Annotated in this window: 18 protein-coding genes; 7 read left to right on the top strand and 11 right to left on the bottom strand. The window is 61.5% G+C overall.

Translation table 11 applies throughout. The annotated features are described in order from the left end of the window. Positions 1–61: 61 nt before the first annotated feature. The gene (locus ACL2XN_RS22555; protein ID WP_410013662.1) at positions 62–880 is read left to right on the top strand and encodes a formate/nitrite transporter family protein; all 819 of its coding nucleotides are present in this window, start codon (positions 62–64) and stop codon (positions 878–880) included. 47 nt (positions 881–927) lie between these two features. Here the strand turns inward: ACL2XN_RS22555 and lysA are convergent, their stop codons facing one another. Then, positions 928–2,190, bottom strand: coding sequence for a diaminopimelate decarboxylase (lysA, locus tag ACL2XN_RS22550; protein WP_413729513.1), 1,263 nt, complete (start codon positions 2,188–2,190; stop codon positions 928–930). Between the two features lie 122 nt (positions 2,191–2,312). Between lysA and ACL2XN_RS22545 the strand changes: the two genes are divergently transcribed. Next, positions 2,313–3,239, top strand: a complete 927-nt coding sequence (locus ACL2XN_RS22545; protein ID WP_413729512.1) for a LysR family transcriptional regulator — start codon at positions 2,313–2,315, stop codon at positions 3,237–3,239. Positions 3,240–3,282: 43 nt separating this feature from the next. Here ACL2XN_RS22545 and ACL2XN_RS22540 read toward each other — a convergent pair whose 3' ends face one another. The 6 genes from ACL2XN_RS22540 to ACL2XN_RS22515 all read right to left on the bottom strand — a co-directional run bounded on the left by ACL2XN_RS22540 (position 3,283) and on the right by ACL2XN_RS22515 (position 10,294). Next, on the bottom strand, positions 3,283–4,440 hold the full coding sequence (locus ACL2XN_RS22540; RefSeq protein ID WP_410013659.1) for an MFS transporter: 1,158 nt from the start codon (positions 4,438–4,440) through the stop codon (positions 3,283–3,285). A 179-nt stretch (positions 4,441–4,619) separates the two neighbouring features. After that, a complete protein-coding gene (locus tag ACL2XN_RS22535; RefSeq protein ID WP_413729511.1) occupies positions 4,620–5,342 on the bottom strand; it encodes a tetratricopeptide repeat protein in 723 nt (240 codons plus the stop codon). Positions 5,343–5,457: 115 nt separating this feature from the next. After that, complete coding sequence (locus ACL2XN_RS22530) at positions 5,458–6,495, bottom strand: NAD(P)H-quinone oxidoreductase (RefSeq protein WP_413729510.1); 1,038 nt, start codon at positions 6,493–6,495, stop codon at positions 5,458–5,460. Between the two features lie 93 nt (positions 6,496–6,588). Further along, positions 6,589–7,536, bottom strand: coding sequence for a dihydrodipicolinate synthase family protein (locus ACL2XN_RS22525; protein WP_413721360.1), 948 nt, complete (start codon positions 7,534–7,536; stop codon positions 6,589–6,591). 66 nt (positions 7,537–7,602) lie between these two features. Then, on the bottom strand, positions 7,603–8,610 hold the full coding sequence (locus ACL2XN_RS22520) for an ABC transporter ATP-binding protein (protein WP_413721361.1): 1,008 nt from the start codon (positions 8,608–8,610) through the stop codon (positions 7,603–7,605). Next, a complete protein-coding gene (locus ACL2XN_RS22515) occupies positions 8,591–10,294 on the bottom strand; it encodes an ABC transporter permease subunit (RefSeq protein WP_413721362.1) in 1,704 nt (567 codons plus the stop codon). Before ACL2XN_RS22515 ends, ACL2XN_RS22520 begins: the two co-directional genes overlap by 20 nt. Positions 10,295–10,788: 494 nt before the next feature. Here ACL2XN_RS22515 and ACL2XN_RS22510 point away from each other — a divergent pair, with 494 nt between their 5' ends. Continuing rightward, entirely contained in the window at positions 10,789–11,997 is a 1,209-nt protein-coding gene (locus ACL2XN_RS22510) for a pyridoxal phosphate-dependent aminotransferase (protein ID WP_413729509.1), read from the top strand. Here the strand turns inward: ACL2XN_RS22510 and ACL2XN_RS22505 are convergent. The 4 genes from ACL2XN_RS22505 to ACL2XN_RS22490 all read right to left on the bottom strand — a co-directional run bounded on the left by ACL2XN_RS22505 (position 11,994) and on the right by ACL2XN_RS22490 (position 15,691). Beyond that, positions 11,994–13,127, bottom strand: coding sequence for a M24 family metallopeptidase (locus ACL2XN_RS22505; RefSeq protein WP_413729508.1), 1,134 nt, complete (start codon positions 13,125–13,127; stop codon positions 11,994–11,996). The genes ACL2XN_RS22510 and ACL2XN_RS22505 overlap by 4 nt on opposite strands. 18 nt (positions 13,128–13,145) lie before the next feature. Next, a complete protein-coding gene (locus tag ACL2XN_RS22500; protein ID WP_413721365.1) occupies positions 13,146–14,204 on the bottom strand; it encodes an ABC transporter substrate-binding protein in 1,059 nt (352 codons plus the stop codon). A gap of 72 nt (positions 14,205–14,276) precedes the next feature. Next, on the bottom strand, positions 14,277–14,978 hold the full coding sequence (locus tag ACL2XN_RS22495) for a type 1 glutamine amidotransferase (RefSeq protein ID WP_413721366.1): 702 nt from the start codon (positions 14,976–14,978) through the stop codon (positions 14,277–14,279). Between the two features lie 47 nt (positions 14,979–15,025). Next, a complete protein-coding gene (locus ACL2XN_RS22490; protein ID WP_413721367.1) occupies positions 15,026–15,691 on the bottom strand; it encodes a GntR family transcriptional regulator in 666 nt (221 codons plus the stop codon). A 576-nt stretch (positions 15,692–16,267) separates the two neighbouring features. Between ACL2XN_RS22490 and umuD the strand changes: the two genes are divergently transcribed. The 4 genes from umuD (at position 16,268) to ACL2XN_RS22470 (ending at position 21,333) form a co-directional block, all read left to right on the top strand. Further along, the gene (gene umuD, locus ACL2XN_RS22485) at positions 16,268–16,699 is read left to right on the top strand and encodes a translesion error-prone DNA polymerase V autoproteolytic subunit (protein ID WP_413721368.1); all 432 of its coding nucleotides are present in this window, start codon (positions 16,268–16,270) and stop codon (positions 16,697–16,699) included. A gap of 2 nt (positions 16,700–16,701) precedes the next feature. Continuing rightward, complete coding sequence (umuC, locus tag ACL2XN_RS22480; RefSeq protein ID WP_413729507.1) at positions 16,702–17,970, top strand: translesion error-prone DNA polymerase V subunit UmuC; 1,269 nt, start codon at positions 16,702–16,704, stop codon at positions 17,968–17,970. A gap of 189 nt (positions 17,971–18,159) precedes the next feature. Beyond that, entirely contained in the window at positions 18,160–19,086 is a 927-nt protein-coding gene (panS, locus tag ACL2XN_RS22475) for a ketopantoate/pantoate/pantothenate transporter PanS (RefSeq protein ID WP_413721370.1), read from the top strand. 396 nt (positions 19,087–19,482) lie between these two features. Continuing rightward, positions 19,483–21,333, top strand: coding sequence for a DUF3413 domain-containing protein (locus ACL2XN_RS22470; protein WP_413721371.1), 1,851 nt, complete (start codon positions 19,483–19,485; stop codon positions 21,331–21,333). The last annotated feature ends 140 nt before the right edge of the window (positions 21,334–21,473 follow it).

The following is a 21,473-nucleotide window of genomic DNA, read 5'->3' as shown; positions in this document are numbered from 1 at the left end:
GCTTCGCCGCGGGGGGAGGATATGATGCGAATCACCACTTTCTTTTAACATATAAACTACCATGTCGTTTCATTCTCCTAAAGAAGTCGCAGCAATCGCTGTGCAAACGGGCGCCACCAAAAGCCGCGCGCCGCTCCCCTATTTACTGGTGCTCGGCTGTCTGGCCGGTGCGTATATCGCGATAGGTTTTATGCTGGATATCCATGTGACCGCCAGCCTGCCCGCCGACTGGGGGTCGTTCGGCGTCTTTTTAGGGGCGGCGGTGTTCCCGGTGGGGCTGGTGCTGACGCTTATCGCCGGAGGAGAACTCCTGACCGGCAATATGATGACGCTGCCTATTGCCTGGCTGGCGCGGCAAATCTCTTTTATGTCGCTGATACGCAACTGGTTCTGGATTACCGTCGCCAACTTTGCCGGCAGCATTTTGATTGCGTGGTTTTTCGGCCACGTGCTCGGCCTGACCGAAGGCGCGTTCCTGGCCAAAACCGCGGCCACCGCCCAGGCAAAGATTTCCGCCGATTTCCTGCACGCCTTTATTTCCGGCATCGGCTGCAACTGGCTGGTGAGCCTGGCGGTATGGCTGGCATACAGCGGCAAGGATGTGGCCAGTAAGATCCTGGGTATCTGGTTCCCGATCATGGCGTTTGTCGATCTCGGCTTCCAGCACGTGGTGGCCAATATGTTCGTGATTCCGGCGGCGATTTTTGCCGGGCAGGCGACCTGGGCGCAGTACTGGGGCAACTTCCCCGGCGTGTTCCTGGGCAACGCCGCCGGCGGCGCCATCTTTGTCGCGCTGGTCTATTATATTGCCTATCGCCCCATGGCGTCCGACACCGCGGCCGCGGCGCCGTTGCCGGCGGCCGGGCGCAGCAAAGCCTGAGTTCCCGGGTACCGCCGCGCCGCCGGCGAAGACCCCGCCGTTTTGGGTTACAAGCGTTCCAGCGCCAGCAGCTCATCCAGCGTCTGGCGGCGGCGGATCAGGCGCGGGCAGCCCTGCGTGAACAAGACTTCGGGCAGCAGCGGGCGGGTATTGTAATTGGATGACATTGAGGCGCCGTAGGCGCCGGTATCATGGAACACCAGGTAATCGCCCACCCGGGCGGCGGGCAATGGCCGCGGCTCGATGCCGCCGCCGGCCAACTGGGTAAACACATCCCCCGATTCGCACAGCGGGCCGCCCACCACCGTCGCTATTTCCGCCCGGCCGTCCGGCTCGCCGCCGTCGGCCGGGATCAGCGAAATATGGTGATAGCTGCCGTACATCGCCGGGCGCATCAGATCGTTGAAACCGGCGTCCACCAGCACGAAATGGCGACTGCCCATCTCCTTGACCGCCTGCACCTGCGCCACCAGCGCGCCGGATTCCGCCACCAGGAAACGCCCCGGCTCGATTTCCAGCGTCACCGGATGGCCCAGATGGCCGCTGATTTCACGGCGCGCGGCATCCCACAGGCCGAAGTAATGCCCGGTGTTGATCGCCTCCTCGCCAAACCGGTACGGCACCGACAGCCCGCCGCCGGCGGAAATGGCGTGGACATCCTGGCCGGAGGCGATAACTTCCCGCACCATCGCCGCGCAGACCTGGCGCAAATGGTCATAATCCACGCCGGATCCGATATGCATATGCAGGCCGACGAGCTTTAAGCCGTAGCGCCGGATTTGCGCGATGGCCAGCGGCAGGTCGGCATACCAGATCCCGTGCTTGCTGTTTTCGCCGCCGGTATTGGTTTTCTGGCTATGGCCGTGGCCGAAGCCGGGGTTAATGCGCAGCCATACCGCATGCCCGGGCGAATGCCGCCCCAGTTGTTCCAGCATATCCACCGAACCGGCGTTGACCGGGATGGCGAGCTCCACCACCCGCTGCAGGGTCGGGCGGTCAAAGACATCGGCGGTGAACACCATATCAGCCGGCTGTTGTCCCGGGCGGTAGCCCGCCGCCAGCGCCCGCTCGATTTCACCCAGGGACACGGCATCGACCTTTACCCCCTGCTCGCGCATCAGGCTCAGGATATGGATGTTGGAGCAGGCCTTCTGGGCAAAACGAATCACGTCGAACTGCCGCAGCTGGCGGATGCGCTCGTTAATCACTTCGGCTTCATAGGCCCACACCGGGCCGCCGTATTGCCGGGCCAGTTGCCGCAAATTGACCGCGTTAAGCGCGCTTTGGGTGTGAAAAAGGTTATGTGGCATGGGGTTCCCGTCGGTGTTACCGCTTTGAGCCTATTTTTATCTATTACTGGCTATCGATAAAATATCTATTTTAGCGTCAGCTATTCACCTATGATATGGGTTTAGGGGCCGGGAGCGGTATTATGGCGGCAATTTCGTTGCGACATATCGATATCTTTCACGCGGTGATGACCACCGGCAATCTTACCGAGGCGGCGGCGCTGCTCCATACCTCGCAACCCACGGTCAGCCGGGAGCTGGCGCGCTTCGAGCATTTGCTGCGCATGACGCTGTTCGAGCGGATTAAAGGCCGGCTGAAACCCACCGGCGAAGGGTTGCGCCTATTTGAAGAGGTGCAGCGCTCCTATTACGGGCTGGATCGTATTGTCAGCGCCGCGCAGGCCATTCGCGAGTTCCGCCAGGCGCAGCTGTCGGTGGCCTGCCTGCCGGTGTTTTCCCAATCGCTGCTGCCGCTGGTATGCCGGGATTTTTTCGACCGTCATCCGGCGGTCAGCCTGAGCGTGGTGCCGCAGGAGTCGCCGCTGCTGGAGGAATGGCTCTCCGCCCAGCGCCACGATATCGGCCTGACGGAAAATACCTTTACCCCCGCGGGCACCGGGCGCGAGACCCTGATGACCCTTAACGAGGTGTGCGTGCTGCCCGCCGGACACCCGTTGACCCGGCGGGAGCGCCTGACCCCGCAGGATTTTCACCGTCTGCCGTATATCAGCCTGTCGGCCACCGACAGCTACCGCCAGCTGCTGGATCGGCTGTTCAGCCAGGAAGGCGTGGAGCGCGGCATGGTGGTGGAGACCCATAGCGCCGCGTCGGTGTGCGCGATGGTACGCGCCGGGGTCGGCATTTCCATTGTCAATCCGCTGACCGCGCTGGATTACGCCGTCGGCGGCGTGGTATTACGCCCCTTCAGTCATCAGGTGCCGTTCACGGTCAGCCTGATCCGGCCGCTGCACCGTCCGGCATCGGCCCTGGTCAGCCATTTTATCGATTACCTGCATACGTTTGCCGCCGCCGTTCCCGCCCGGCTGGACGCCGCGCTGGCACAGTCGTAACCCGGTCCCCGTTCATTCGCCGGGGGGGCCGCCGCCGGCCACGTTATGCGGCCACCGGCCGGCCGGGAGAACGAGCGAAGGTCAGCAGGCACACCAGCAGCCCGCACAGCGCCATCGCCGCCGCGGCCAGCGGCACCGCGGTCAGTCCCAGGCCGGTGGCGATCACCTTGCCGCCGGCCCAGGCGCCAAACGCATTGCCGATATTGAACGCGGAGATATTCAGCGTCGATACCAGGTTGGGCGCGTCGTCGCCGTGCGCCACCACGTTAATCTGCAGCGCCGGGATGGTGCTGAAGGTGGCCAGCGCCCAAAAGAACAGGGTGATTTCCGCCGGCAGCAGCGCGCGGCTGGTCCAGTAAAACATCACCGAGAACACCGCGATCAGGGCAAAACTCAGTATCAGGCTGAAGGAGACCCGCCAGTCGGCCAGACGGCCGCCAATCAGGTTGCCCAGCGTTAAACCCGCGCCGATTAAAAACAGCGTCCAGCTGACCCCCCGATCGCTGACCCCGGTCACCTGCAACAACAGCGGCGCAATATAGCTGAACAGCGTAAACATGGCGGCGGCGAAACACACCGTCATCAGCAGCGACAGTAGCAGGCGGCCATTGCGCAGCGCGGCGAATTCCCGGGCCAGGTCGGCGGGCGCCGCATCGCGCTGCGGCGGCAGACTGGCCAGCAGGGCGACAAATCCCACGATGCCCAGGAGCGAGACGCCCCAGAACGTCGCGCGCCAGCCGTACAGCTGCCCAAGCCAGGTGCCGGCGGGCACCCCCAGCACATTGGCAAGGGTCAAACCGGTAAACATCAGCGCCACCGCCGACGCCCGCCGGTGCGGCGGCACCAGCCCGGCGGCCACCACCGCGCCGATGCCAAAAAAGGCGCCGTGGCTCAGCGCCGTGATCACCCTGGCCAGCATCAGCAGACCGTAATCGTAGGACCAGGCGCACAGGGCATTGCCGATAATAAATATCACCATCAGCAGCGCCAGGCAGGTTTTGCGCGGCAGCCGGGCGGTCAGCATCGCCATGATGGGCGCACCCGCCGCCACGCCGATGGCGTAACCGCTGATAAGCCAGCCGGCGTCCGGCAGCGATACCGCCAGGCTTTCCGCCACTTGCGGCAACAGGCCCATAATGACGAATTCAGTCGTCCCGATGGCGAACGCGCTCAGCGCCAGGGCCAGAAGAGCAACAGGCATAACAGACTCCTATACATCATCCCGCCCGCGGGCCGGAAAGGTTATGTAGCGATAATGAGGACGGTACGGTAGGGAAAAGAGGGGGGCGGCCAAGGGAGCCGCAATGCGATTGCCGGGCTAATCGTTATAATATTGTTAAAATAACACGCGCCGCGGCCGGCGCCAATACCGCTGCGTGCTCAGTAGAGCGAGACCCGCTGAAAATCGCCGTCCGCCCGCACGTTCATGCCGAACCCGCAGTCGCCCGAGACGGTTTCCAGGTGCGCCGCATTAGCCGTAAAGGTCATGTTGACCTGACAGGACGACCCGTCCGCCTGCGCGTCCTGGCGATAAACGCCATGGCCGCCGTCAAGTGATTGCACCACCGAAAACTCGCCCATATTCGGGCCGTAGTACATCCCCATCACCGGCATATAAAAGCCGTTAAAGCTGATTTTCCACGCCTCGCCCTCGGGCTGTACCGAAACGGTGCTCCATACCCCTTTACCGGCGTAACGCCAGTAGGTGCCCATCGGGGTGGCGGCCAGTGCCGGGCGCAGGCGGTCAAGCACCGGCTGGATCAGCGCCAGGTTGGTGCGGGTTTTGTCGTCATCCGGCGCCAGGGAAAGCCAGGCCGCGGCCTTTAACGGCTCGCCGGCGTGGATCAGCGCCAGCGCCACGTTGTTATAGGCGGTCGCGATGGCCGCGGCGGGCAAACGGCAAAATTCACTCCAGGCGGCCTGGGCGGTAAACTCATCCACCGCGCGCGCCATATGGCCCTGCTGATAAGCCGTATTGCCCGCCTGGGCATAGTCGTCAAGGCGCGCGCAATCGGTTTTGATCTGTTCGTCTTTTGGCGTCGCATAGCTCAACGCGCTATACAATCCCAGGGCGAACGCCCCGGTTTTCAGTATCCTGTCCATCCCCTGCCCATATCGCTGCCGCCCCGTATCTCCCGCGATAATGAAGCGCCGGCGGCGATAAGTAAAGATGAAGCCGGCAAGGTGAATCCCGCCGGGCGAAAAAAACGGCCGCCGGTCAGCCGTTGCCGTCCAGTAAATCCGCATAGGCGTCGGTTACCAGCATGATTTTACCGATATGGGTGCTCCCTTCCATCAGCGCATGGGCCTCGGCGGCCTGGCGCAACGGAAAAGCCCGTTCGATCAGCGGCCGGATCTTACCCGCCGTCAGCAGCGGCCAGACCTGCTGCTGCAAGTCGGCGGCGATGGCGGCCTTGTCCGCCACCGGACGCGGCCGCAGCGTCGAGCCGGTATGGATCAGGCGCTTGGCCAGCATCTTCATCAGATTGAGCTCTTTTGCCGGGCCATCCTGTACGCCGATTTGCACGATGCGCCCGTCCATCGCCGCCGCCGCATAGTTACGCGCCACATAGTCGCCGGCAATCAGATCGACAATCACATCCGCGCCATGCCCGCCGGTCAGCCGTTCCGTCTGTGCGACAAAATCCTCGGTACGGTAGTTAATGGCATGATCGGCGCCCAGCTTGCGCGCCGCCGCGCATTTCTCTTCGGAGCCGACGGTGGTCAGCACCGTGGCGCCAAAGGCCTTCGCCAGCATAATGGTGACGGTGCCGATACCGGAGGTGCCGCCGTGCACCAGCAGGATCTCCCCTGCTTTGAGTTTACCGCGCTGGAAAACGTTAACCCAGACGGTGAAAAAGGTCTCCGGCAGCGCCGCGGCCTCCAGCAGCGACAGGCCCTGCGGCACCGGCAGCGCGTTGCTTTCATGCACCACGCAATATTCGGCGTAACCGCCGCCGGCCACCAGGCCGCACACCTCGTCGCCAACGGCAAAACGCCCGGCGCCGTCGCCCAGCGCCGCCACGACCCCCGCGAACTCAAGCCCCGGCAGCTCGGAGGCGCCCGCGGGCGGCGGATAACTGCCTTTACGCTGCAACACGTCGGGACGGTTAACGCCCGCCGCGGCAACCTTGACCAGCAGGTAGCCGGGACCGGGACGGGGTACCGGCAGCTCGGCCGCAATCAGTTGTTCGGGGCCGCCGGGCTGTTTAATCCTGACGGCTTGCATGGTGGCGGGAACGGTGGATAAAGTCATAGCTAGCGTCCTGTAACAGAGTCTTCAATCCCGGGTCGGGATAAAGAATTAACGATCCGATGCAAGATAGCCTAGCCTATTTTGCGCCGCGGCTCAGCTATCCGCCGTGCTATGTTCGCGTAATCGCGTTTCAAGTCGTGCGATCAACTGCCCCAGTTCGCGCATATCGTCGCCGTCCAGCACCGGGCCGGGTTGCCGCACCGCCGCGCTGCGGATCACCCCCCGGCGGCGCAATGTTTCCTTGCGCAGCGCCAGGCCGATGCCGTACTGGAATTCGTGGCGCAGCAGCGGCAGATAGACATCAAATACATCCTCGGCCTGCTCGGCCTTGCCTGCCTGGAACAGCGCGCAGACCCGCACCAGCATTTCCGGATAGGCGAATCCGGTCATCGCCCCGTCCGCGCCGCGCCGCATTTCCTGCGGTAAAAACAGACCGCCGTTGCCGGCCAGGATACTGATGCGCCGCAGGCCGCGCGCCGCGCTTTGTCCCCGTACCTGGCTCAGCTTGCGCAGTCCCGGCAAATCTTCATGTTTCAGCATCACCAACTGCGGCAGCGCCTCAATCAAGCGCAGGATCACCGCCACCGACGTATGCACGCCGGTGGACTGGGGAAAATCCTGCAGGCAGATGGGCACATCGCCCCCCAGCAATCCCGCCACCGTCAAATAATATTGGCTTATTTGATCGTCGGTTTTAAGATTGGCCACCGGCGCCAGCATCACGCCGGCGGCGCCCAGCTCCATGGCGGTATGGCTTAGCCGCTGTACGTGACGGTGGGACGCGTGGCTGACGCCGACCACCACCGGCACCCGCCCATTGACACGCGTCAGCACCCGGCGCATAAACAGCAGCGATTCGTCGTCCGTCAGCTTGGGCGCCTCCCCCATCATGCCGAGAATGGTGATACCGCTGACGCCCTGCTGCAAATAAAAATCGGTCAGGCGATCGGCGCTGTCCAAATCCAGCCCGCCGTCATCGGTAAAGGGGGTGGCTGAAATGATATAGACGCCGCGCGCCTGTTCATTGAGTTTATCGGTCATATCTACCCTACCTTGCTGAATAAAATGTGTCTCGTTCGCCAGGACGCGGCGGCGGAGGGCGGTCCCTCAGGCACGCGGGTCCTGGTGAAATACCATGGCGTCCCCCGGCTGGAACCCCCAGTCGACGATGTGACCGGGCGTACGCTCAAGGGTTGGGATATCCGGCGGCGCATAGGCGATAATGGTTTGTCCCAGCGAGGCGATAAACAGCTTCCAGTGCATGCCGCAAAAGGTCGCCGCCTGAATTTCGCCCCGGTGGCGCACCGCCGCCCGGCGGCCCGGGTCGCCCACCAGCAGATGTTCCGGGCGGATGCCAAGTCGGGCGCCGCCGTCCTGTTGGATAAAATTACATTCCCCCAGAAATCCGGCGACAAAAGGACTGCCCGGCCGGCGGTACAAGGTTTCCGGCGCGCCGGACTCCACAATGCCGCCGTTTTCCATGATCACGATGGTATCGGAGAGATTCATCGCCTCCTCCTGATCGTGGGTGACAAACACCACGGTCAGGCCCAGTTCCCGGTGCAGTTGTTTAATCTGCAGCTGTATGGTCTGGCGCAGGTTTTTATCCAGCGCCCCCAGCGGCTCATCCATCAGCAGGATATCCGGATTGAATACCAGCGCCCGCGCCAGCGCGGTGCGCTGCTGCTGGCCGCCGGACAGTTCCCCCGGCATGCGCGCGCGGTACTCGTCAAGGCTGACCAGCGCCAGGGCCTCCGCCACCTTGCGTTCTATATCCGCTTTGGCCATGCGCCGCATGCGCAGCGGAAAGGCGACATTTTCAAACACCGACATATGCGGAAACAGCGCGTAGTTCTGGAATACCATGCCGATATTGCGATCGGCAATCGGCGTGCTGCTGACATTTTTTCCGGCGATGTGCACGCTGCCGCGATCCGGCATTTCAAACCCGGCGATAATTTTCAGTAAGGTGGTCTTGCCGGAGCCTGAGGCGCCCAGTAAGGTGCAAAACTCGCCGCGCCGCACCGCAAGGTCCACGTTCGGCAGGGCAATGACGCCACCGTAGGTTTTGCGGATCCCCTTGAGTGCGACGTCTTTACCTTGTAGCTGTTGCATGCTTTTCTCCATGGCGACCGAACAGGCTGTGGGCGATTAAAATCAGCGCGGTGGCGGCGATCAGCACGCAGGACGCGGAAATGACCGTCGGGTCGAAGTCAAATGACAAGCCCTCATACATCAGTTTTGGCAGCGTGCGGTTGCGCAGGGTTGTCAGGAACAGCGCCATCACCACATCGTCGAACGAGGTAATAAACGCAAACACCGCCCCGCCGATGATGCCCGGCAGCAGGGCCGGCAGCATCACCCGCCGGAACATCCGCGGCCAACTCGCGCCCAGGCTGAGCGCCGCCAGCTCCAGGTTGGGATCAAAGCTTTGCAGCGCCGCGCGCAGGGTAATATAGACATAGGGGGTGGCCAGCACCGTATGGCCGATAACCAGCGCCACCGAGTTACTGATCAAGCCGCGCGGACCACACAGATAATACAGCGCCACGGCGGTGATAATCGCCGGCACCGACATCGGGATAATAAACAACGTTTCCAGCAAGCCTTTACGGCCCGGGCGCATCTTATAGACGCCCAGCGCGGCGGCGGCCCCCAGCGCCATCGAGGCGGCGGTGACCATCGCGCCGACCTTGACGCTTTGCCATAGCGCGGCCATCCATTTGGGATCCTGGAAGAAATTGCGATACCAGCGGACGCCGTATTCCGGCGGCGGAAAGGTCGGAAAGCTGCCGGTGCCGAAGCTCATCGGGATCACCACCAGGATCGGCAACAGCAGGAACGCCGCGCACAATACGCCCGCCAGCGCGCCGATACGTCCGCCGCCCGTCCGCCGGGCGCTGCTCATCTGGCTGCCCTTGCCCGCCTGGCCGCTCATGAGTTTATCCAGTCCGAACAGGCGATTGAACAGCCACAGCGCGAACAGCGTGGTCACCAGCAATACTCCCGCCAGCGCGGCGGCGATGCCCCAGTTCAGCTCATCGCTGATATTGTGCGAGATAAGCTCGGCAATCATGCGCTGCGCCGGGCCGCCCATCAGCGAAGGCGTGATGTAGTACCCCACCGCGTTCATAAACACGATAATGGCTCCCGCCACCATGCCGGGGCGCGTCAGCGGCAAAATCACCCGGGTGAATATGCCGATAGAATCGGCGCCCATGCCTTGGGCCGCCAGGATAAGCGAGTTATCCAGCGCCCGGAACGAAGCGTACAGCGGTAATACCACGAACGGCATCAATACATGGGTCATGCCGATCAGCACACCGGTAAAGTTGTAGAGAAAGGCGATCGGATGATCGATAAGGCTGGTGGTGATAAGCAGCGTATTCAGCGGCCCGTTTTGCTGCAACAGCGCGATCCAGGCCGATGTGCGCACCAGCGCGCTGGACCAGAACGGCAGCAGCACGGCAAAAAACAGCAGTTTCGACAGCGCCGGCCTGACCGATGCCATCAGATAAGCCAGCGGATAACTCATGATCACGCAGCTGCCGGTCACCACGGTGGCGATGACAAAGGTGTTTTGCAGCACGATGCGGTAGATCGGCACCTGCAGCAGGCGCAGATAATTATCCGCCGACAGCGCGCCCTGGCTGTACAAGCCCTGTTTAAGCAGGCCCAGAATCGGCCAGATAAAAAACAGCGCCAGGAAAACCAGCAGCGGCAGGGCCAGCAGGCACAGGCGGGAAAAACGCCGCGTCTCCTTGTCCCGGCCTGCCGCGCTCAGTGTTATGGTCGACATAGATTCTCCATGGGGCCGAACTTGCGCAGACCGCCGCCAGCCTGGGGCTGACTGCGGTTTTGACGATAAGCGTCGGCCGCGTTGATCCATGATAGGAATGATGTTTTCACTTTGCCTCCGCGGCTTGCACGCAACCTTGACCGCGCCGGCGCATGCTTGCCGGGGAAGGCCTCGTCCGGCATTCTTTTTGCATACTTCTGGTATACCAAGAGTAACGCTGAAATCTTATGCAAGAAGCAGACCCGAAATGCAGCGTCGGGAAAATTTCATTCTTCCCCGGCCCCGTCGGCGCGCGCAGAGCGAACATCGCCCCGCATATCATGGCGGTACGGGTATTTCTAAGCTGCATAGATATCGGTACAGACGGGGCCTGCGCCAGCCGGCGGCGTTCGTTTATGGGGCATCAGGCCCCAGGCGGGTGCAACGGGGCAAAGGATAAGGCCTTTATCGCCGCCCAGAAACCTTAATGGCACCACATTATTCAAGGGGATGACATGTCAGAAAAATTTATTGCCCGGCGTATGAAACGCGTACGCCCCTCGCCGACCGGGGCAATAGCCGATACCGTGCGCGCCATGGAGGAAGCGGGCCTTGATGTAATAAACCTGGGCCTGGGCGAGCTGGATTTCGCCACGCCGCCGGCCATCGGCCAAGCCGGGATCGACGCCATAGCGCGCGGCGACACCAAATATACCGCCGTGGCCGGCACACTGGCGCTGAGGCAGGCGATCGCCGATAAGTTCCAACGAGATAACGGGTTATCCTACCGGCCGGCGGAGATCATCGCCGGCACCGGCGCCAAGCAGCTTATTTTCAACGCCTTTATGGCCACCCTGTCGCCGGGAGATGAAGTGATTATCCCGGCGCCCTATTGGGTCTCCTATCCGGATATGGTGGCGCTGGCCGAGGGCGAGACGCGAATAGTGGCCTGTAGCGAAGCGTCGGGCTGGAAGCTACAGCCCGAGGATCTGAGGGCGGCCATTACCCCGCGCACCCGCTGGCTGGTGCTCAACTCCCCCAACAACCCCACCGGGGCGGTCTATTGCCATCAGGAACTGGCGGCGCTGGCCGCCGTGCTGGTCGATGCGCCGCAGGTACTGGTGCTATCTGATGACATCTACGAACGCCTGCGCCACCAGGACGAGCCGTTTGCCACGCTGGCGGCGGTTGAGCCGCGCCTGCGGAATCGGACGCTGACGGTTAACGGGTTATCAAAAGGGTTCTCCATGACCGGCTGGCGGCTGGGCTATGCCGGCGGGCCGGGCTGGCTGATTGCCGCCATGCAGGTGTTGCAATCGCAGAGCACCTCCAATCCCAGTTCGGTATCCCAGGCGGCGGCGCTGACCGCGCTAACCGCGCCGGATGATTTTACCGCCGGCTGGCTGGCCCGGCTTGCGGCGCGGCGGGCGATAGTCATGGCGATGATTGACCAGGTGGAGGGACTCAGCGCCCAAACTCCGCCCGGCGCCTTCTATGTCTTTGCCTGCTGCGGCGGACTGCTGGGCAAACGCGCGCCCGACGGCGCTTTGCTGGCAACCGATGGCGACGTGGCCGGCTATCTGGCGCGCAGCGCCCAGGTGGCGACGCTGCAAGGCGCGGCATTCGGCATGTCGCCCTATATCCGCATCGCCTATGCCCTCGACGACCAACGCCTGTCTGAAGCCTGCGAACGCATTAAACAGGCCTGCGCCCGGCTGCGCTAACTGATAAACAACTGGCGTGGGAACTGGGTTAACCGCTCATAGCCGCTGTCGGTAATCGCGATGGTTTCGGACATGCCGAAACCTCGCGCCAGTACATAGGTATGAAACGTCATGCCCGGGACAAAACGCCAGGCGCAGCCCGGCGCCGCTTCCAGCGGCTCGCCGCCGCTCGGTGCCAGCAGCAGGCCGACCGAATAGAAGGTTTTATTGGTGTAGGTCTCGCGCAGTCCCGCCGCCAGCACGCCCTCGCGATAGACCGCGTCCGGCACGGTGGCCGCCACGCCGGGCCGCACTTCCGCCAGCGCCGCATCCTGTATGGCAATCAACTGTTCCACCGTGCGGCGGTCCTCATCGCTGGCCTGGCCGACGCGGATTGGGCGCATAAAGCGCGCATGGTAATGCCGCACGTTGGGCGTGGTTTCAATCTGCACGATATCGCCGTGCGCCAGCACCCGATCGCTGTAACCGCCGTGCAAATGGTAAGCACGCTCCCCCGACGACATGACCCCCGGCCCCGGCAAATCACTGCCGGCGCGGATCATGGCGCTACAGATTTCCGCCGCCATGTCCCGTTCACTGACGCCGGGCCTGGCCGCCCCGATCGCCGCCGCCATGCCAGCCTCGGCCGCCCGCGCCGCCCTGCGTTGATAGCTGATTTCCGCCGGGGACTTAATAAAGCGCATCTCCGTAACCAATTGGCTTTCATCGAGCATCAGCGCATCCGGCAGACCGGCCCGGAGGCCGTTAAACCGCGCCACCGACAGCGGCCAGGCGCCCATTTCCACCGCCAGCCGGGGCGAACTGCCGAGCCGCGAGCGGATCGCCTGCACCGCGACGGCGGTTTTATCGTCGCTGTCGCTCCACATCTCCCGATCGGGGAACAGGCAGGTGCTGTCGAGATAATACGCTTCCACGTCACGGCAGATCACCGTCGGTTCACCGTTCGCCGGAATAATGGCAAACTGGAACGACGAGTAGGCGCGGGTAAAGAATCCCGTCAGCCAGGTTACGCTTTCCGGCATAAACGCCAGCAGGGCATCATAGCCTTTTGCCACCAGTTGTTGCCGTACCCGCGCCAGGCGTTGGTCATATTCCGCTTTTTCAAACCAGTAATTGGTTTCCACCATCATTGATACCCTATTTGTGAATTACTGTTGCATGGCGGTGTTGTAGGCTTCACCCGCCGCCAGGGAATGGGCCGCCCACCAGTCGATATTCATAAACAACGCGTTGGCCAGGCGTTCAGGCGTCGAGGGCAGCCGCCCCAGGCGCGATTTATCAATCAGCGGGATTGACTTAGGCGTTACCGGACCGTAGGCCACATATTGACTGAAACGCGCCTGCACCTCCGGGCGAATGATGTAGTTGAGGAATTTAACCGCCTGCGCCTTGTTGGGGGCGTCTTTGACAATCATAAAATAGCCTACCTGGGCCACTGATTGATCCCAGGCCATGGCAATCGGCAGACCGTCGTCAATGCCGGCCTGGAAACGGCCGTTCCAGCCCAGCGCCATGACCACTTCGCCGCTGCCCAGCGCCTGTACCGGCTGCGCGCCAGATGACCACCACATGGCGACATAGGGCTTGATCTGGCGGATCTTATTCAACGCGCGCTCCATGCCGGCGGGAGTATCAAGGGTTTTATACACATCGGCGGGCGCGACGCCGTCGGCCAGCAGCGCCGCTTCCAGCACGGTGTCCGGCTTATCCGGCAGCGTGCGCTTACCGGGGAATTTCTTCACGTCCCAGAAGTCGGAGAACGTTTTCGGTCCGCCGTTGGGGAAAGCCTTGGTCGAATAGCCGATTACCGTGGAAAAGATTTCCGACGGTACGCCGTAGTCGTTGCGGGCCTGGGGCAGCACATTGCTTTCATCGACCATATCCGGCGTGATTTTTTCAAACAGGCCGCTTTTCGCCCCCTGCATCAGGCTGGCGCCGCCGGCGGTCACCACGTCCCACTCGACTTTATGGGTATCCACCATCGCCTTGATACGCGCGATAACCGGATTGGTATCCTCGATAACCTCAATGCCGGTTTCCTGGGTAAAAGGTTTCATCCAGGCCGCGCGAATGCCATCCTGGTATGCGCCGCCCCAACTGGCAAACGTCATTTCATCGGCTGCGGCGGCGTTTAACGGCAGCGCCGACGCGGCAACGACAGTAACGGCGGCAAACGCGCCGAGCAGTTTTATGCGCAATCTTGTCATCACTTCTCTCCCTTCATCACTGGAAACATCGTTCCCGGCACGAAACCCTGCCCCGCGCCGGGCGATAAGCCGTTAGCTTGCGATAAACGCCGCAAAGCGGGTCAGCATGGATTTGGCCGCCGCGGCTTCGTCGGCGGTAGCGATAAGATGCCCGATATCCGCCCCGTCGCGCTCCATGGTGGCGCGGTTTTGCTCAAACCACAGCGGCGCCTGCCGCAGCGTAATTTCCGGATGGCCCTGGATACCCCAGATTGGCTGATCTTTATAACGCCAGATTTGGTTGGGGCATTGATCGCTGGCCGCGAGGATGGTCATGTCGGGATGGGTGGCGCGCACTTCATCGTTGTGCCAGACAAACATATACACCTGCGGCACGATGCCGGAGGCGATGGCATCGCCGGCGGCCGCGGGTGTCGCCTGCAGCCATTTATTGCCGATTTCGCACGTGGGGCGCCGGAACACCTGATCCCGCCCGCACAACGCCGAGGCGAGGATCTGGCTACCGAAACAGATCCCCAGCATGGGGATGCCCAGGCCGGCGGCTTGCGTGATCAGCTGGTGTTCACGGTGGATAAAGGGAATATCTTCATAAGCGCCGTGCGGACTGCCTGAAAGAAAAATGCCGTCATAACCGGTCAGGTCGGCCGGAAATTGGTTCTGGTAGGCCCAGTGGCGGTCAACCTCCAGCCCCCATGACTCAAAACGATCGTCCAGGCGGGCGATCGTCTGTTGCGATTGACCGTTGTGAAGATACAGCAGACGCTTGCGACCCATTGGGCCCTCCTGATATTCGTTAACGGACCGCTGTCGGCGGCCGGTAGTTAGCGCGAACCGCCGCCGGTGACCGACTGGAATATGGCGTTGCGCGCGCCCTCGATATGCCGCACCATCGCCTGCGCCGCCCGCTCGCCGTCGCCCGCCTCAATGGCGTCGACGATCGCCAGGTGCTCGTTGCGCCCCGGTTCAAAACGCGAGGGCACGGTCTCTTTGCCAAACATCCGGGTGCGGGTGCGCAGCTCGCCTATCAGGCGCAGCAAGAGCTTATTGCCGCTGGTCTCGGCGATACTGAGATGCAGGAAGTCGTCGACTTCCCAATGATGGCCGGCCGTAACCTGATCGGGACCGGCCATCGCCATCAGCCGCTGGCGGATGGCGCCCAGCTTCGCCGCCGACATCTTGCCGGCGGCGCTGCGGGCGGCGTCGGCTTCCAGCAGCATGCGCACCGACATGATTTCTAAAATTTCGCTTAATTCCACGCCGTTAACCAGCAGCGTCCGCCCCGATCGGCGCAGATAATGGCTGCCTTCCAACCGGCCGAGCGCCTCGCGCACCGGCGTACGCGACAGGCCCAGCTGTTCCGCCAGCCGGCGTTCGTTTACCACGTCGCCATTGGCCAGGGCGCCGGCCTGGATCATGCGCAGCACGGCGTCAAAGGCATTTTGCGTTAACGATTGATCGTGCGGTGGGGTTAATTCCGTTGCTTTCATTATTGCCTCCGTACTGCATGATTTTTACCCTGCCCTCATTTTGTATTCTATTTGTATACCATTTGTCTACCGCAACATCCGCCGCTTAAATGCCCTGAACGTCTGATAACAGGCGGCGAATTGCAGTAAAATAAGCAAATCTTATTTCTTGACCGACTGCGGACGCGTCCGGCGCCGGGCGCAAGTATCCCGCCAAGGCCCGTAGCAGGCATTGCGCGGGCTGAGCAGGGGCAGAAGAAAGAGCGGCGGGGCGGCAAGCGAAATAGTAATGCAGTCATTTTTGATCTGGCTGGCGCGCAGAGATAGGTTATCCGTATGGCGGTGTTTTTCCCGCGCCCGCGCCCTGGGGCAACATAAGGTTGCCGCATGAAACCAATAACATATCCTAACTAATAATTAGCTATATAAATTATATACATGAGCGAGATAACGCCCATGCACTGCCGGTTAAATTTTTTGATCCTTATTTATCAGCCAGCTAATCGCTTTTTAGGCCGCTGTCCCGCTTCGGCGTCTTTTCAAACCGCCTGATTTATTTATACTGGACACATAAACAGTATTAATGGATTTATCAGCATGAAGATTATCACGACATTTTTTGCGCCCGCCGACCTGTTGCCGGTGCTGTCCCTGCCGCTGTTCGCCGACCGGTGCCGGGCGGGTTTTCCCTCGCCGGCCCAGGATTATGTCGAAAAGACCCTCGACCTGAACGAATACTGTATCCGCCATCCCAGCGCCACCTATTTTGTCCGCGCCAGCGGCGATTCCATGACCGACGCGGGTATCGGCGACGGCGATCTGCTGGTGGTGGACCGGGCGGAAAAAGCCGGCCACGGCGATATCGTCATTGCCGCCGTCGACGGCGAATTTACCGTCAAACGGCTCTGCCTGCGGCCGCGCCTGGCGCTGCAGCCGATGAATCCGGCGTTCCCCGAACTGTTTCCCGACCCCGACACGCTGGAAATCTTCGGCGTGGTGCTGTTCGCCGTTCACGACACCCGCAATTGATCATGTTTGCCCTGGCCGACGTCAACAGCTTCTACGCCTCATGCGAAGGCCTGTTCCGTCCGGATCTGCGCGGCGTGCCGATCGTGGTGCTGAGCAATAACGACGGCTGCGTGATTGCCCGATCGGCGGAGGCGAAAAAACTCGGGGTGAAAATGGGCCTGCCCTATTTTCAACTGGAAGCGTTATTGCGCCGGCAGCGCATCGCCGTGTTTTCCTCGAACTACGCCCTGTACGCCGATATGTCGGCGCGGGTGATGGCGACGCTTGAAGCCCTGGCGCCCCGTACCGAGGTGTACTCCATCGACGAAGCCTGGATGGATGTCGCCGGCATAAATGCCAGCGTGCCCTACGATCGGTTCGGCCAGCAGGTGCGGGCGGCGGTGCGGGAGGTGACCGGATTGACGGTGGGGGTAGGCATTGCCCGCACCAAAACCCTGGCCAAACTGTGCAATCATGCGGCCAAGCGGTGGCCGGCCACCGGCGGCGTGGTGGCGCTTGACGATCCGATCCGGCTGCGCAGGCTGATGGCGTTGACGCCGGTTGAGGATGTGTGGGGCGTTGGGCGGCGTATCGGCAAAAAACTCACCGCCATGGGCATGCAGACCACGCTGCAGCTGGCCGACGCCAATATCCATTTTATGCGCAAAACCTTCGGCGTGGTGCTTGAGCGCACGGTACGGGAGCTGCGCGGCGAATCCTGCCTCAGTCTGGAACAGCAGCCGCCGGCCAAGCAGCAGATCGTCTGCAGCCGCTCGTTTGGCGGGCGGGTCACCGATCTTGCCGCCATGCGCCAGGCGGTCTGCCGCTACGCCGGGCGCGCGGCGGAAAAACTGCGCCAGGAAAAACAGTATTGCCGCCAGATAGCGGTATTTATCCGCTCATCCCCCTACGCCATCAATGAGCCTTATTATGCCAACGGCGCCAGCGAAACGCTGCTCACCGCCACCCAGGATACCCGGGATATTATGGCGGCCGCCGTGCGCGGCCTGGAGCGCATCTGGCGCGACGGCCCCCGTTACGCCAAGGCGGGGGTAATGCTGAATGATTTTTCTCCCACCCGCCAGGCCCAGTTCCAGCTGTTTGACGACCATCCTCCCCGTCCGTCCAGCCGTGAGCTGATGGCGGTGCTCGACCGCATCAACCAGACCGGTATCGGCCATATCGGGTTTGCGGGCCAGGGCATCGCCCCCGCCTGGGCGATGAAGCGCGAGATGCTATCGCCGGCTTATACCACGCGCTGGGGGCAATTGCCCGTCGCCAGGATAATCTGAAGACGCGGGGTTAAAAAAGCCGCGCGGGCAAGGCCGGCACAGCCGGCAACGCGCTTTATTGACGGTAATATATTGCCACCCATCCGGATTGACGGTACAAATAAAGCCGCTATGGCAAGCGCGGGGGCCGTATCAGCTCCCGGCAACACAATTTACCTATTAAAATAAGATAATAAGGACACACCTCACATGTTAGCCAAGATTACCCGCCTGTTCCCGCTGTGGGCTGTTTTGCTGTCCATCGCCGCCTACTATTCCCCGACCACCTTTACCCGCATCGGGCCCTATGTGAGCATCCTGCTGATGCTGATTATGTTCGCCATGGGCGTCACGCTCCGGGTGGCTGATTTTAAACGCGTCCTCTCCCGCCCGGCGCCGGTTATCGCCGCCACCTTCCTGCACTACCTGGTGATGCCGCTGGCCGCCTGGATACTGGCCAAGCTGTTCCAGATGCCGCCCGATCTGTCGGCGGGCATGATCCTGGTGGGCAGCGTCGCCAGCGGCACGGCCTCCAATGTGATGATTTACCTGGCGAAAGGCGATGTGGCGCTGTCGGTGACCATTTCCGCCGTGTCCACCCTGGTGGGGGTTTTCGCCACGCCGCTGCTGACCCGGCTGTATGTGGATGCGCAGATCAAGGTCGATGTGGCGGGCATGCTGCTGAGCATTTTGCAGATTGTGGTTATCCCGATCTTTGCCGGCCTGGTTATCCATCATTTGTTTACCCGCGCCGTTAAGCGCGTGGAGCCTTGGCTGCCGGCGTTCTCAATGATCTGCATCCTGGCGATTATCAGCGCGGTGGTGGGCGGCAGCCAGGGATTTATCGGCTCGGTGGGGCTGGTGGTGATCGCGGCGGTGATCCTGCATAACGGCATCGGCCTGCTGAGCGGCTACTGGGGCGGAAAACTGTTCGGCTTTGACGAAACCACCTGCCGCACGCTGGCCATGGAGGTCGGCATGCAAAACTCCGGTCTGGCGGCCACCCTGGGCAAGATTTATTTCTCCCCCCTGGCCGCGCTGCCCGGCGCGCTGTTCTCGGTATGGCACAACCTGTCCGGTTCGGTGCTGGCCGGCTACTGGTCCGGCCGTCCGATCAAGAACGGGAAGCCAAAATAACGGCGCTACGCTATCAATGACGCCATGCCGTCCGGCGCAGAGGTTGCGCCGGCGGTTAACGTATCAGAAAGCTTAACGGAATACGTCCGCGCGGCTCGCCCATTTGATAAATAAAACCGCGGTGATTCCACCGTCGCCTATCGCCGGATTTACGCGTTGATGTGGTCATGGCCGCCTCTGGCGCCGTTGACGGCGGCGCCTGTCGTTTTCCCCATTTTCTCATCCGCCCGCTATGCTTAAGCCAAGTTAATCGATAAAGCCATCCGGTGACCGGCTGATAATGAGCGGCGCGTTACAGTTGTTTACTAAAATAGATAGCCGGTTAAACACAATTTGGGTGTTAAATCTCACCGCCTCTCAGCTCGCCGCTCTATTTGCCATACAGGATTACTGAAGATGACGCTTAGATTGAATGCCTTTAGTTCAATTAAACCCAATGTAAAATGGGCAACGGTGTTCTGGTTATTAAACGCTGTGTTACTGACGGCGGTAAGTTTCCGCTATTGGCAATGGATTACCATTCCGGCGGGGGATTACCGTTCGGTTATCTATTTGCTTACCGCCCAATACGCCCTGTTCGGCACCATTTGCCTGCTGGGCCTGGCGCTGAATTGCCTGTTGTGCCTGTTGCCCGGCCGGCTGTTCCGGGGCATCGGCATCCTGCTGGGGTTCTGCGCCGTTGCGGTGCTGGTTGTCGATACCCTGGTGTTCGCCCAATACCGCTTTCACCTTAACGGCGTCGTGCTCGAAATGCTGTTCGAGGGGCGCGACGTGGTCGACCTCTCCTGGTACACCTGGCTGGTGGGCGCGGGCATGGGGCTGGCGCTGCTGGCGCTGCAACTGCTGTTTAACCGCCTGGCGCGCGCCGTACGCCGTCTAAGCACGCTCAGGACGCCCGGCTACAGCCTGATGGCGCTCAGTATCCTGGTCAGCCAGGGTATGCACGCCTGGGATGACGCCAACTATAGAACCCAGATTCCAAGCTATACCCACGATTTCCCGCTTTATTATCCGCTGACGGCCAAGTCCAGGCTGGTCGCCTGGGGACTGGTGGATCCCTCCCTGGCATTGAATAAAGAGAACAATCTACAGGCCGCGCCGGAAGGGACATTGCATTACCCCCTGCACCCTATCGCCTATGCCAAGCCGGCCCAGCAGCCCAATGTGCTGTTTATCCTGATCGACGCCTGGCGCTACGACGACGCCAATGACCGGGTGACCCCCAACGTCAGCCGGTTCGCGCAGCAGGCGCTGCGTTTCCATCAGCATCGCAGCGGCGGCAACTCTACCGAGCCGGGCATATTCAGTTTGTTCTACAGCCTGCCGGATACCTACTGGCTGGCGGTGCGTAACAGCGGCCAGCGCCCGGTGCTGATGCAAACCCTGGCCGACGAGGGATATCAATTTTCCATTCACGGGTCGGCGGATCTCAACCATCCGCCGTTTGACCGCACGGTATTTTCCCATATTCCCGATTTGACCATCAGCAACAGCGAACCGTCTCCCGCCCGGCGCGACCGGCAGATCACCGATGCCTTTAAGCAGTTTATCGATAAGCGGGACGCTAAAAAGCCGTTTTTCGGTTTTCTGTTTTATGACGCGGCCCACGGCTACGACCTGCCGCCCGACGCGGCGACGCCGTTCAAGCCCTATTGGGAACGCGTGGATCACATTAAGCTCAACAACGATTTTGACCCGACCGAATACCATAACCGCTACCGGGACGCGCTGTATTATGACGATAGCCTGATAGGCGAGGTGTTGGCCAAACTGGCGCAGGCGGGGCTGGACAACAATACCCTGGTGGTGATTACCTCCGATCACGGCGAAGAGTTTAACGATCATAAAAAGAACTACTGGGGTCACGGCAGCAACTTTAGCGACGTGCAAATCCATGTGCCGATGTTTATGAAGCTGCCGGGCGGCGAAAGCGGCGATATCAACCGGCGCACCAGCCATTTCGATGTGGTGCCGACGCTGATGCAAACCATTGCGGGCGTCACGACCCCGGTGGGCGACTACAGCGTGGGACGCAATTTATTGCAGCCCGACGCGCCGCGTTCCGACGATATCATTGTCGGCAGTTATTACAATTACGCGGTGGTGTCCCCCGATCAGATTGACGTCGTCTACCCGGGCGGGATCTTCGAGACCTTTACGCCGGACCTGCAGCCCAGCAAGCAGCATCTGCTGCAGGGCGAGCGCCTGCGTAATATTATCGGGCTGATGTCGCGGTTTAATAAATAAAACGCCACCGCCCGGCGGCGGTCTTGTTCAGACTGCTGACAAGCGTGCACATGAGCTAGCGGTGGGTATGATGGGTAGGCTCAGTAAAGCGTAGCGCACCAGGGATGGCGCGCACGACGTTGCCATCAAACTCAACAAGA

The sequence above is a fragment of the Sodalis sp. RH22 genome (assembly GCF_047324165.1).
In the GTDB taxonomy this organism is placed as follows: domain Bacteria; phylum Pseudomonadota; class Gammaproteobacteria; order Enterobacterales; family Enterobacteriaceae; genus Acerihabitans.
This window is presented reverse-complemented; position numbering and strand designations above follow the sequence as displayed.